Genomic DNA, 14211 nt, shown 5'->3' on the forward strand with positions numbered 1-14211 from the left:
TTTATCTATGCATAGACTGATTGGCATAATCCTGTTTTTTGTTTTATCAAGTTTCTCAATTCATGCAGAAAGACAATATTCTTTCTTGAAGGTTAATAGTGCCGATGGGTTGGTGAATAATCAGGTAACCTGCATACACAAAGATGCAAGAGGGTTTATCTGGATCGGAACAACTGCAGGTTTAAGTCGGTATGATGGTTCAAGCTTCGTCAATTATAAACACAAATCTTCCGATTCAACATCAATTATTGATAATTATATTGTAGGTATTCAGGAAGATATGAATGGAAATTTATGGATTAAAACAAGGTGGAGCAATATTGTTTATGATATCAATAAAGAGAAATTTTATAGTGATTTGTCCTTATTTCTAGGACAAAAAGGTTCTGAATATAATATTGAGAATATCTACATCGATAAGAATAAGAAAATTTGGGTAAAGGAATTTGAAAAGCTGTATTATCAAGCTATTGATTCAGTTACAGGTAGGCTTAGGAATGATTTTCCAGAGTCAAAAGAGGAATCTTCTCTGGTTGTAGATTTCGTGCATACCAATGGCGATTATTATTACCTGTTGAGTAATGGCTGTGTCGAATGTTTTGATGGGCAGGACTATAAGCTTAAGTTTAAGAACGATTTCCTTTCAGGAAAATTAGGAGCCGATAGCTTAAATACAGCCATTTTTATTGATGCTGAGAATGATATTTGGTTTTATGGAAACAATGATGGACTTTATCAATACCAAATAAAAAATGATAAGTGGAATCATTATACCGTTCATTCAGATAAAATACGTTTAACAAGTAACATCGTAAAAAAAGTTATTCAAGATGACAAAGGATTAATTTGGGTAGGTACTGACCATGGAGGTATTGATGTGATTAATAAATTCTCAGGAGAAACCACTAAAATTTATCACCAGTCAGATAATGATAAAAGTTTGGCTCAGAACTCGATAACTGAATTGTACATGGATAATAATAATGTTATCTGGATTGGTACATTTAAGAATGGAGTAAGTTATTACCATGAAAGTATTCATAAATTTCCACAGTACAGGAATTTCCTGTCCGACGAATCGAGTCTGCCGTATAATGATGTTAACTGTTTTGTTGAAGATAAAAAGGGAAATTTATGGATTGGTACGAATGGTGATGGTCTCATTTATTTTAACCGCAGGAATAATACATTCAAAAGCTATAAGTTTGATGAAGCCAATTCTAATTCCTTAATTAATAATGTTGTTGTAAGTTTATTTATTGATAGTAATGGTGAATTGTGGGTAGGAACATTTACGGGAGGATTAAATCGTTTTAATGGAAAAACCTTTAAAAAATATCAATATTCACCAAATGGAAATAATGGTCTTACGAGCAACAATATATGGTCAATTAATGAAGATAATCAGCAAAATTTATGGATCGGCACCCTTGGCGGAGGTATCGTAATATTCGATCGTAACAATGAAATTTTTAAACCTGTTCCAAATAAAGGCAATGTGAAATTGCCTGCGGAATATGTGAATCAAATCTATAAATTGGATAATGGTAACATGTTTATTGCAACAGCTAATGGAGTGACATTTTATGATGTTAAAGAGCAGCGGTATAAAAATTATCCCTTAGTTACGAGATCAGGAGCACCGCCTTTAAGCAGTAAAAATGTGAATGGAGTATTTGAAGATTCAAGAGGTCTTTTATGGATTGCTACAAGAGAAGGACTAATTGTGTTTGATCCCAATACAAGTTATTCGAAACATTTTACCAGCGAAGATGGATTACCTGAAGATGTATTTAACTGTATACAAGAAGATGAATTTCAGTCAATTTGGGTCAGTAAATCAACAGGATTAAGTCAGATTATTGTATCGAAAACAGCTCCTGATAAAGAGTATTCTTTTCAGATTTATGATTTTACAGAAGAGGATGGATTGCAGGATAAAGAGTTCAATCCCAATGCAAGTTATAAAACAACAAATAATGAATTGATTTTTGGCGGGCGTAATGGTTTTAATCTGTTTGAATCAAAGAATATTAAATACAATCAGATTTTACCCAAAGTGGTCTTTACAGATTTTCAGGTTTACAATCAAAGTGTATCTCCGGGTTCAAAAGTGAAAAATGTTAAATTACTGGAATCTTCAATAGTATCAACAAAAAGTATCGAGATTAAACATTCTATGAATGTTTTTTCCATTGGATTTACGGCGCTTAACTTTTTTATTCCGAGTAAAATTAAATATCAATATAAATTGGAGGGATTCGATGATGATTGGGTGTCGCTGGATGCGAATCGAAATCGGGTAACCTACACCAATCTTAATCCGGGAGATTATTATTTTAAAGTTAAGGCTTCCAACAATGATGGAATTTGGAATGAGGATTACGCAGAATTACGTATTATTGTGTTACCACCTTTGTATGCAACACCATTTGCCTACCTTATTTATATTTTATTAGGTATTGGGATCTTGGGGTATTACAGATATTCTATGCTTCGGAAAGAGCGTCTGAAATTTAATGTTGAACAAGGGCGACTGCAAGCAGAACGCAACCACGAAATGGATGAAATGAAACTGAGGTTTTTAACGAATGTCAGTCATGAATTTCGTACGCCATTAACGCTGATTTTAACACCTTTGGATAAATTGTTAAAGCAAACCAGATCCGAATCGGATAAAAGATTGCTTGATACCATTGAGCGAAACGCCAAACAACTTCTTAATCTGGTAAATCAATTGCTGGATTTTCGTAAGTTGGAGCTGCATGGATTGCGATATAATCCATCTTACGTTGATATTGTTACTTTTTTAAATGACGTGACTCATAATTTTGAGGATGCCTTTAACAAGAAGCGAATCAAATTCACATTCGAGCATTCAACAGAACACTTTATATTCAATTTCGATAAAGAAAAACTGGAGAAGGTAATGATGAACCTATTATCCAATGCTTTAAAATTTACTCACGAAAAAGGGAATGTAAAATTAAAGTTGGAGATAAAAGATGAAGATGGAATTGTTAATATTATTATTCAGGATAATGGTGTTGGAATAGATGAAGAGGATATCGACAAAATATTTGTTCGTTTTTATCAGTCCGAAAAAAATAAGAAATTGGGACTGTCCGGAAGTGGAATTGGATTGAATCTCGCCCGTGAGATGATTCAACTGCACAATGGCATTATTGAAGTGGAAAGCGAACGGGGTAAAGGAGCCAAATTTAAAGTGAGTTTGCCAATTGATAAGACAGTTGTAGTAGATAATGAAGATTTGGAAAGAGTAGATGAAGATTTTGCCAGACCTCAGCAAGAGTCTGAAAGTAGCGAGAAAATCAAAAAGCCAATTATTTTATTGGTTGAAGATAATATTGATTTCAGATCGTTTATGAAAGAAACACTGCAGGAACAATTTAAGATCTACGAAGCTCAGGATGGTCAAAAAGGATACGATACAGTTCATAAGGTACTTCCTGATTTAATTATTAGCGATGTGATGATGCCCAATGTGGATGGCCTTGAATTGTGTACAATGCTTCGTAAAGATATCCGGACATCTCATATTCCGTTTATCCTTTTAACTGCACGAACTGCTGATGAGGACAAAATTAAAGGGCTGGAAATTGGTGCAGACGATTACATAACAAAACCCTTTAATATGGATTTACTTCTTTTGCGGGTTCGTAAATTATTGGAAAAAAGAAGTCAGTTCCAAAAGCAATTTCAAAAAACGGTTGATATAAGTCCAAGCGAAGTTCAAATTACTTCAATGGATGAAAAATTGATTAAAAAAGCCGTTGCAACAGTTGAAAAAAACATTTCAGAATCTAAATTTTCAGTCGAAGATTTAAGCCGTGAACTGGGTATGAGTCGTGTCTATCTTTATAAAAAATTAATTTCGATTACGGGTAAATCTCCTATTGAGTTTATTAGAATTATCAGATTAAAAAGAGGACTGCAGCTTTTGGAAAAAAGCCAGATGAATATTGCAGAAATTGCCTACGAAGTTGGTTTTAATAGCCCGCGTTATTTTAGTAAGTATTTTAAAGAAGAGTATGGTATTTTACCAACGGCTTATGCGAAAAGGCATAAGGAAGATGGAGAATAACTGCATTTAATTCGGAATAAATACATTTAGTTACCCTTTTGGAAACATTTGGTAAGTAAAAATATTGCGTTTGTAATTATTTTTAGCCTTTAAATTAAAATAGAGTTATGAGTTCAAAATTTTTAGCTAAAGTAAGCCTTGTGCTTATGCTTTTTTATTTATTTCCTGATACTGCTTATTCCAATGTTTCATTGCCCGCTATTTTTGGCAAACACATGGTGATGCAGCAAAATTCCGAGGTGAAACTATGGGGTTGGGGCAAACCAATGGAAAAAATTAGAGTAATTACCTCTTGGGACAATGATACCCTAAATACTGTGACCACTAATAATGCAAAATGGTCGGTAGTGTTAAAAACTCCTGAAGCAGGAGGTGCTTATTCAATAAAAATAGAGGGATACAATTCTGTAGTTATCGATGACATACTAATGGGAGAGGTGTGGTTACTTTCGGGACAGTCGAATATGGAATGGAAAACCAGCTTTGGAATTAATAATATAGGAGAAGAGGTTGAAAATGCTGACAATAATGAAATTCGGTTTTTTTCAGTAACGATTAAAACATCACCAACTAAATGTATTGATGTTTCAGGTCAGTGGATGAAATGTACGTCCGAAAGCATGAATGATTTTAGTGCTATAGGTTACTTTTTTGGAAAGGAATTGAATAAGGAACTTAAGATCCCTGTTGGGTTAATCAGCTCCAATTGGGGTGGAACGCCAATTGAAACATGGGTTCCGGAGCAAGAAATTTTGGCTTCGAATGAGTTAACAGAATCTGCTCAAAAGGTACCTTATTTTCCTTGGGCACCCAATATGCCTGGTTGTGTTTACAATGCAATGATAGCACCGATTATGCCTTTCCCAATGAAAGGAGTTTTGTGGTATCAGGGAGAAGCGAATGTCGATAATTCAGCAACATATACCAAAACCCTTGAGACTTTAGTGAGAAGTTGGAGGAAAGGTTTTAAAACTGATCTTGCTTTTTATTATGCTCAAATAGCTCCTTTTACTCACTACGCTAAAGATGCAGGAGTAAAAGTCCGCGAAGCGCAGCGCCGAGCTTTGAAATCTATTCCAAATTCGGGAATGGTTGTAATGAGTGATATTGGAGATACTCTTGATATTCATCCACGTAATAAAATTGACGCAGGGAAGCGGTTTGCAAATCTGGCACTTAATAAAACCTATAAGTTGAGTGATTTTCCAGCATCAGGACCGCTTTTTAAGACTTTTTTGATTAAAGGATCTGAAGTCGAAGTAATTTTTGATTGTGCGGAAGGATTGCATTGTGAGAAAGCTGATTTGCCCTATTTTGAATTAGCAGGAGAGGATGGAACCTGGTTTTCTGCTCAGGCTTTTATTAAAAACGACAAAGTACTTGTGAGATCAGAGGAAGTTAGGAATCCTGTAAATGTGAGATTTGCCTGGGCCAATTCAGCCACACCAAAACTTTTTAACATGGATAATTTACCGGCTTCCTGTTTTACTACAATTGATTTCTGAAAACCATATAATTTTTATAAATGAGAGCTATAGTAAAGAATATCATTTCATTGTCCTGCGTATTTGTTTTTGGATTTTGTAATGTTCAAAATCAGGATATTGCATTCGATCAGCCAAATTTAACTTACGAAGGCAGAATTATGTTTCGACCCGATGCTGCGGAGCTTTCATGGTCGGGTTCTTCGGTAAGTATCCAATTTAAGGGAAGCAGTATTTCAGCTACTCTGCAGGATTTGGATACGGCAAATTATTACAATGTGATTGTGGACTGTAAGGTGATTTCGAAATTGCATACCGATACACTGAAAACAAAATACATACTAGCCTCAGGCTTATCCGAAGGAACACATCAAGTACAATTGTATAAACGTACCGAATGGGATAAAGGGAAAACATTGTTTTATGGTTTTGAATTACCCGGGGATGCAAAGCTTCTGCCGGCGGAAAAACCAAAAAAGAGAAAAATAGAGTTCTACGGAAACTCCATTACCTCTGCGTATGGAAATGAAGATACTAGTGGTAAAGATCGTCCGTATGGTTATTTTCAAAATAACTATGAATCATACGCAGCTATTACAGCAAGACATTTTAATGCTCAATACCATTGTATTTCTAAAAGCGGTATCGGAGTATTGGTTAGTTGGTTTCCATTGATTATGTCCGAAATGTATGATCGAATCGATCCAAATGACTCAGTTTTAAAATGGGATTTTTCCAAATATACACCTGATGTAGTAGTAATTAATCTTTTTCAGAACGATTCATGGATCGTAAATATCCCCAAAAATGAGCAGTTTAAAAATAGATTTGGTAAGGAGGCACCCGATTCAACAACTATTATTGCGGCCTACAAAGATTTCGTAAGTTCCATTCGCGGTAAGTATCCACATTCGTCTATTATCTGTACCCTTGGCAGTATGGATGCAACCAAGGAAGGATCTCAGTGGCCTGGATATGTACAAACAGCAGTAAGTCAATTAAAGGATGATAAGATATTCTCTTGTTTTTTCCCGTTTAAAAATTCAGGCGGACATCCAAACATTAAGGAACATCATGCAATGGCTGACCAATTAATCGGGTTCATTGAAGAAAATATTGAATGGTGATTTAGAGACTAATTTAAAAAACTGCACTTAAATTGATATCATTAGCGTATTATTAAGGACCAAATGCAGTTGAGAGGTAGTGCTAGGAAACTAGTACTACCTCTCTTTACTAAAGTTATCCTGTTAACAATCGATTTTTGATCTAATCAGAAGGCATTGAAAAAAAATAGCTTACGATTTAGGCAGGACACCAAAATTAAGAAGATCTAATAAAGAAAAAATATGGCAAAGAAAATTAGCTTACTGGCATTACTAATCAGCAGTTGGATTGGTGTTTTATCTGCACAGGATTTTTTCCCTAAAAAGGATTTGATGTCTGTTGGTGTGTATTACTATCCTGAGCAATGGTCTGAAAATCAATGGGAAAGAGATATTGAGAATATTGCCGGTCATGGATTCGAATTTATTCATATGTCTGAATTTGCCTGGGCTCAGATGGAACCATCTGAGGGCAAGTATGATTTTACCTGGCTTGATAAAGTAATTGAGTTGGCTGATAAAAATAAGCTGAAAGTGATTTTGGGAACACCTACGCCATGTCCTCCGGTATGGCTCGGAATCAAGTATCCCGAAATATACATACAAGATGGTAATTATCAATCTAAAGAGCATGGCACCCGTGCAAACATGTCATTATCCAACCCGATTGTTTTGGAGTATACACAAAAAATTGTTGATGAAATGGCTAAGCATTATGCACACAACAAAGCTGTAATGGGATGGCAAATTGACAATGAGCCGGAGGCTAAAGAAGATTACAGTTCGTCTGCGCAATTGGCATTTCGGGAATGGTTACAAAATAAATATGCAGATATTACTGAATTGAATAAGGCATGGGGAACGGCATTTTGGAGTCAGTTGTATTCGGCTTTTGATGAAGTTAGAATTCATAATGCTCAAAATGTTGGTTGGTGGGGTGCAAATCCTATTGCTTTATTGGATTTTAAACGCTTTACAGCGGATACGCAAGCATCTTTTTTAGATTTTCAGGCTGAAGAATTGCGGAAATATATTGATGAGTCACAGTTTATAACCACAAACTATGTGGCAAAAGGCAGCCAGACGGATCCGAAAAGAAGTAAAAAACTTGATTTTGCTTCATTTACAGCTTATCCCAATTATGGAAGCAATAATCTGGGAGACTTGGGTTTTCGTTTAGGTGATCACTCCGTTTTAATGTATGCCAATGATTATTATAAGTCGGTAAAAGGTATTTCAGGTGTTATGGAACTGCAGCCCGGACAGGTAAATTGGGCCAATCACAATTCATTGTTACAACCCGGAACCGTTCGAATGTGGTTGTGGCATTGTTTTGCAGGAGGGAATTCTTTTGCATGTACCTATCGTTACAGACAAGTACTTTATGGTGCCGAGCAATATCATCATGGTGTGGTTCGAACCGATGGTGTTACTTTGAGTCAGGGAGGAGAGGAGTATGTACAGGTGATCAACGAGGTGAATGAATTGAGGAAAAAATACAGCAAGAATACTCAAATGCCTGAAGCTATTAAGAAGAGGAAAACTGCTGTCATGTGGTCGTTTGACAACCTTTGGAATCTGGAAAGACAGAAGCAAACCAACCAATGGAATACATGGAAGCACATGCAGCGTTATCAGCAGATATTGCATTCATTTGGTGCTCCGGTGAGTTTCATTTCAGAGGAAGATGATTTTGATGATTATGAATTTATTATAGTTCCTTCTTACGAAATGGTAGACGAGGCGTTGGTTCAGAAATGGAAAAAGTTCGTTTCAAAAGGAGGTAAGCTTATTGTCTCACCAAGAACCGGAGCTAAAGATAAAAATGCTCATTTATGGGAAAATAATTTATCGGGCATTATGAATGAACTAATTGGTGGAAAGATTTATTCATTTGATATGCTTCCATTCGGAAAACAAGGTGATATTTTAATGGATGGGAAAAATTACAAATGGAGTTCATGGGGAGATTTAATTACACCGGAAGATAAAACTGAGGTCGTAGCTAGTTATACCGATCAATTTTACAAAGGAACTGCCTGCATTTTAAAAAATGAAATTGGTAAGGGGCAGGTTTGGTATATTGGAACAGAATCTGTTGATGGGGATTTGGAACGCAATCTTCTGAAAAACATATACCAACAAAATAATGTCGGGGTAGAAAATTATCCTGAAGGTGTTTTTGTTCAGTATCGCGATGGTTTTATGGTGGCTGTTAATTATTCTTCCGGTGAGTATATTTTAAATTATAATGGAGATTACCTGATAGGAGATAAAGTGTTAAAACCAGCAGATGTTGCCGTGTGGCGCATTGAGAAATAGCTTAGCGATTTTGAGTAAGTGCTCTTATAAAATTTCAAGAGGCTGTCCCAAAAGGCAGCCTCTTTAGTTTTATACTGATATTTGAAAATGGTTTAGATTTTCGAATTCTAAGCATTTCTGCAAAATATTTCTATAAAAACCACTCAGATATACTCTTAAATTTGAAATAAGTATAAAAAAGGCTGTTTTTAATAAAGAAAAATGGTCTTTTGCTACCATTTTTCTAAGATTGTGCCCAATAGCAAGCAAACCAAACTCTATGGTTACTTTTTCAAGACCTTTAAGAGTAAAACGATTGAATTTATTGTTGAATTTTATCTGACCAAATACAGCTTCAGGTTCTATGGGGCGTTTGCTTCTGTGATAGAGGTCTTCTTCGCTTAAAAGTTTATCTCGTGCTTGTTTTCTGAGTCGATTGAGGTTATGGTTGATTTCAATTTTTCGATTGCTTTTCCCTTTATGACATTGCCCTCTGAGCCATAAAGCAGTTATTGTAAGTTGATGTTTTTGTTAGCGACTTTATCCTTTCCTGAGAAAGATTATTTTTAATAAATTCTTGAACCCAATCTTTTACATTTTCAATATCATCAAAAACTTTGTTCCTAAAAAATGACTTAAAGTATCCCCATACTCTTTCGCATGGATTAAGCTCTGGTGTATTTGGAGGAATATTTATCAATATGATATTTTCAGGAATAACTATATTTTTTGTCGAATGAAAGCCTGCATTATCAATAACAACTAATTTTAATTCTCTTGGATTTTGTTTTGAAAACTCCTTGAGATACATTTCAAATATTTGTGTTGATAAACCGTTTATTTCCCACATAAACGCATCCCCTGTTAGTGGTGAAAAACTGCCATATACATAAGTGCTTTTAAATGCATGTTTGTATTTCACAATTGGCTTAACTCCTTTAGCAGTAATGTATCTCCCAATATGGGTCATCAGTTCAAATCGACTTTCATCCTGAAAATATATATTAGCGGTATCATATTTATCCTTATTTAATCCTATTCTATGCGAGTTTATCAAATCAGGAAGTTTTTTTGAAGACCTCAACGGCCTGCTCATCTTTCTTATAATGCGATTTTCTTGGACTTTTCAATTTGGATTTAAAATGTCGAATCATATAGGTTCTCAATGTTTCGTATTTAACTTCGATTTTATAACTCTCTTCAAGCCAAAGCACGACTTCTTTATAGCTTATAAAAGCAGATTCACTATCATGCAGCCTTTCAAATAATGCATTGTGAACCTCTTCAGTAATACTGTTTTTTCTTCCCGTACTCTGCTTGATACAAAGCAGAGCTGCGAAGCCCGATTCCCGATATATTTTTAGCCATCGCTTTAGAGATGCATAGCTAATACAAAGATTAGCTGCTAAATCTTTTCGCTTTTTAAACTTTTCCTCTTTAAGAAGAACCAAACATCGAATACGATTAGCAACTATAGAATCTCGTTCTGATTTGAGCAGTGAGATAAGGTAACTCAAATCCTCTTTTATGTTTATTTTAATTGTTGATGCCGTAAGGTTGCTAAAATACTTAAAATAGCTCAATTATTAATTGTTTTGGTATAATATCTTATTTAGTGGTATAGGTTTGAGCATATTGTTTTGCAATTTTATGAATCGGCTTTTTTGAGGATGTTCTTATGATTATTATTTTTGTGATGTAAGTCTGTTTTTATGATCTGTAATATTTATTTTTTTTGTAAGTGTTAGTATGATTATTTTAAAATGGTGAAATTGAAATTATGTGTTGTTTTTGAAAGAATGGGATTATGAAGTTTGTTGTTCTTTATTTTAATGTGTGTTAAGTAAGAACGTTACTGTAAACAGAAGTTTTTTGCTTTTTAGTATGTTGTTTATGAGCTTATATCCTTATTTCATAAGGTTCGTGTGATCTTTATAATATTTTATTGTGTAGTATGTTAAAGTGTAAAAAACACATATGTGCAAGTCATTTACACATATGTGATAAGGTAAGTATGTGTTTGTAATTACTTTTATGTCAAAATCATTGTCGATGTTTTAGTTTGATTACGTAAATTCATTAAGGTGGAAATAGGGTCATTAATCTGTTAATAAATTTAGAGCTAAAAATAATGCTGTAACAATAGAATTTATGGATGTATCCAAAAATATTATCAGGACATTTCATTTGTTAATGAGCATTCTACTTTTAAGTAGTTGTTTCGTTGTTGATGCTTCTTTAATGAATTATTTAGTTTCATCAAAATGGGTCTTCTTTAATGGTGTGGCTATTTTAATAGGTTTTTATTTGGCAATTGACTTGTTGTGTAAGCGAAAAGCGATCAATGTACATAAAGTTGATCTGGTTATCGGTTTTGGAGGCCTTTTTGTTATTGTTCGTGATTTTGTTTCCCCCTTAGCTTCAAATGAGCATTTTATTGCTATTGTTTCAGGGGTGTTACTATTGCTGGGTATGCGACGTATTTTCTCTTGGGTTGAAAATGTAATTCAAACAATATTTGTAGTATACTTATTAGTAATACTTGTAGCTGGTTTACAAGGCTTGCTTCAGTTGTATGGGATAATTTCTTCTAACCACAGCCTTTTTTTAGTGACAGGATCATTTCATAATCCCGGACCATTTTCCGGATTTATTATGAGCGGATTTCCAATTGCTTTGGGACTTTATCTATCCAATAGGAGTACAAAACACTATTGGGAAATACAAATAATTCACATTTCCAGATTCGAGTATGAATTGCCTTTTCAAGTCCGGATTCCAAATAAAAGTGCATTGCTATGTTATTTTTCTCAACTTGTTCTTGGGCTTTTATTTTTAGTGTTGCCTGTTGCTCGTTCAAGGGCATCATGGCTGGGGGTAGTAATTGGGAGTTTGTATGTTTTACGGTTTTTCCGGAATGATTTTAGCACCTTAGAAAAATTGGTCGTTTTTTATAATAATGCGACTAAATGGTGGCGGTTAAATTTCATTGCAATAAGTGTATGTGTATTGTGTTTGGGATTTTTAGGCATCTATAAGTTAAAGCAAGGCTCTGCGGATGGTCGTATGCTTATATGGCAGGTTTCGTGGGAGATGATAAAAGACAAACCATTGTTGGGCTGGGGAGCTGGAGGCTTTGAAGCCAAGTATGGAAATTATCAGGCGGAATGGTTTCGTAGTGGAAAAGGGACGGGCGAACAGGAAATGTTTGCGGGAATGCCTGATGTGCCCTTTAACGAATTGATAAGAATAGCAGTAGCTTACGGTGCAATTGGGATATCATTAAGTTTTACTTTTCTAATTCTACTTTTTCGAAAGGAAGGTTCTGGAAAAAGTCAATCAAAGTTTACTTCGGTTGAAAAGAATGCAGTATTTATAAAAGGGGCTTTGCTCTCTATCCTGTGTTTTAGTTTATTTTCTTACCCAATAGATGTGGCTCCAATAGTTGTACAATTCTTAATATTGTGTGCTTTACTCATTCACCTGAAATCCAATGAAAAGAATGCTGTAGAGGAAAGTATGCTAACCGGTATCCAATTTTGGGTCAATAAATTATTGGCTCTTGTTCTGTTTGCTCTGCTGCCCATATTAGGCAGTTTTATATGGCAGCAATACAGAGGCTATCAACATTGGCGAGAAGCCTACCAACTATATCAGTTTCAGATTTATGATGATGCCTCCGAGGAGTATCAAAAGGCATCTAATTGTTTGCCTAATAACGGATTGTTGCTCCAAATGTATGGCAAGTGTTTGTGTATGGGCAAGCAATACTCGGAAGCAAAAAATGTATTGAAGCAGGCAAGACTGTATCGCAGTGATCCTATTTTATATACTGCACTTGGGGATGCTTATAAAGCGTTAAAAAAATATGATAAAGCTGAAAAGGCATACTTGCAGGCCTGGTGTATAATACCTCATAAATTTTATCCTAAGTATTTATTGGCAAAACTTTATGTTGAAAAGGGAGAAAATGATAAGGCCAGGGATATTGCAAAGGAATTATTAAGTAAAGATGTTAAGGTAGAATCCAAAGCGATTGAGGAGATAAGAAATGAATTAAATAAGATGTTAGATAAGGAGTAATAATGAAAATTAAAACAAGTAAATATTTACGATTGATTGAAAAGCTCTGTTATGTAGTGTTTTATGTTCTGGTTTTTGTGTTCGTGATGAAGACTTTTTTCATTTCGATATATCAAATTCCTTCAGAATCGATGTGGCCAACAATTCAACCAGGAGATTGGATTTGCGTGGATAAGATTGGCTTTGGAGGAACGAAACATTTGTTTGGAAGAGAATTTTCATTGCCAAAATATAGAACTGTAAAAAGAGGAGATGTTATGGTATTCCATTTTCCCGAAGGGGATACCGTATTTCTTGACAATCCACAATTGAACTATTACGAAACATTGGAACTGAAGAAAAGAAATGAAGATTCAAATTTTACTTACATTAATTGTAACAAAAAGGTTTCTCTTCCTTTAAGTTATCAGATTCCTTATGTGAAAAGATGTGTTGGTCTGCCTGGAGAGGTAATTCAGACGATTGATTATAAGCTTTATATAAATGGAAAAGCCTTGGGTGAAAATAGGGAGGAAAAGAAGTTGTGCAATGTTTATTATCAGGATAAAATGGCGGTTTTTAAATTGAAAACAACATTCAGGTTTTGTTGGAACCCTAGTGAAGATTGCAGTGTTTTTTCTCTTACCAATCAGGAGCAGAAGTTGTTTAAGTTGTCAGAAAATATTGATAGTGTGCGGATAAGGAAGAAGCACAGGTGTTGTATTTATTATTTTCCGAAAGAATTAGATAAAGAAAAAGATTGGGACGCTATAAATTATGGGCCAATTGAAATACCTAAAAAAGGGAAAAGATTATCAATAAATACAGGAAATATCGCAGCCTATAAAAGGCTGATTGAAACGTATGAAGGCAACAGTTTGGCAGTAAAGCAGGACAGCATAAAAATAAATGGAATTACTACAGATTATTATGTGCCTAAGCAAAATTACTATTTTATGATGGGAGATTATCGAACGAATAGTATTGATAGTCGTAATTGGGGTTTTGTTCCCGAAGACCATTTGATTGGTAGAGCATTTGCTGTTGGGTGGAGCAGAGAACCCGGACAATATGCCTGGGAAGGAATTAGATGGGCTAGAGTCGGTAACAGTTTGACTGGTAATCAAAGTGAATAAGTGTGATTATATGTGCT

9 protein-coding genes are annotated in these 14211 nt (G+C 34.8%); 6 read left to right on the plus strand and 3 right to left on the minus strand.

What is annotated here, in order from left to right; translation table 11 throughout:
- Positions 1-7 precede the first annotated feature (7 nt).
- The 4 genes from BZG01_RS10840 to BZG01_RS10855 all read left to right on the plus strand — a co-directional run bounded on the left by BZG01_RS10840 (position 8) and on the right by BZG01_RS10855 (position 9017).
- Positions 8-4105, plus strand: a complete 4098-nt coding sequence (locus tag BZG01_RS10840; protein ID WP_101309855.1) for a two-component regulator propeller domain-containing protein — start codon at positions 8-10, stop codon at positions 4103-4105.
- 107 nt (positions 4106-4212) lie between these two features.
- Entirely contained in the window at positions 4213-5610 is a 1398-nt protein-coding gene (locus tag BZG01_RS10845; RefSeq protein WP_218973086.1) for a sialate O-acetylesterase, read from the plus strand.
- A 20-nt stretch (positions 5611-5630) separates the two neighbouring features.
- Positions 5631-6716, plus strand: a complete 1086-nt coding sequence (locus BZG01_RS10850; RefSeq protein WP_101309856.1) for an SGNH/GDSL hydrolase family protein — start codon at positions 5631-5633, stop codon at positions 6714-6716.
- A gap of 222 nt (positions 6717-6938) precedes the next feature.
- The gene (locus tag BZG01_RS10855) at positions 6939-9017 is read left to right on the plus strand and encodes a beta-galactosidase (RefSeq protein WP_101309857.1); all 2079 of its coding nucleotides are present in this window, start codon (positions 6939-6941) and stop codon (positions 9015-9017) included.
- A 69-nt stretch (positions 9018-9086) separates the two neighbouring features.
- Here BZG01_RS10855 and BZG01_RS22110 read toward each other — a convergent pair whose 3' ends face one another.
- Genes BZG01_RS22110 through BZG01_RS10870 form a run of 3 tightly spaced genes read right to left on the minus strand, consistent with a single transcriptional unit; the run spans position 9087 to position 10579 of the window.
- The gene (locus BZG01_RS22110) at positions 9087-9509 is read right to left on the minus strand and encodes a transposase (RefSeq protein WP_101309858.1); all 423 of its coding nucleotides are present in this window, start codon (positions 9507-9509) and stop codon (positions 9087-9089) included.
- Positions 9475-10092 (minus strand): IS630 family transposase, encoded by a 618-nt coding sequence (locus BZG01_RS10865; protein WP_101309859.1) that lies wholly within the window; start codon positions 10090-10092, stop codon positions 9475-9477. Before BZG01_RS10865 ends, BZG01_RS22110 begins: the two co-directional genes overlap by 35 nt.
- On the minus strand, positions 10055-10579 hold the full coding sequence (locus BZG01_RS10870; RefSeq protein ID WP_101309860.1) for a helix-turn-helix domain-containing protein: 525 nt from the start codon (positions 10577-10579) through the stop codon (positions 10055-10057). Before BZG01_RS10870 ends, BZG01_RS10865 begins: the two co-directional genes overlap by 38 nt.
- A 568-nt stretch (positions 10580-11147) precedes the next feature.
- On the opposite strand from BZG01_RS10870, the gene BZG01_RS10875 reads away from it, so the two are divergent.
- Complete coding sequence (locus tag BZG01_RS10875; protein WP_101309861.1) at positions 11148-13079, plus strand: O-antigen ligase family protein; 1932 nt, start codon at positions 11148-11150, stop codon at positions 13077-13079.
- A gap of 2 nt (positions 13080-13081) precedes the next feature.
- Complete coding sequence (gene lepB / locus BZG01_RS10880) at positions 13082-14194, plus strand: signal peptidase I (protein WP_101309862.1); 1113 nt, start codon at positions 13082-13084, stop codon at positions 14192-14194.
- The last annotated feature ends 17 nt before the right edge of the window (positions 14195-14211 follow it).

This window comes from Labilibaculum manganireducens (assembly GCF_002843385.1).
Classification (GTDB): domain Bacteria; phylum Bacteroidota; class Bacteroidia; order Bacteroidales; family Marinifilaceae; genus Labilibaculum; species Labilibaculum manganireducens.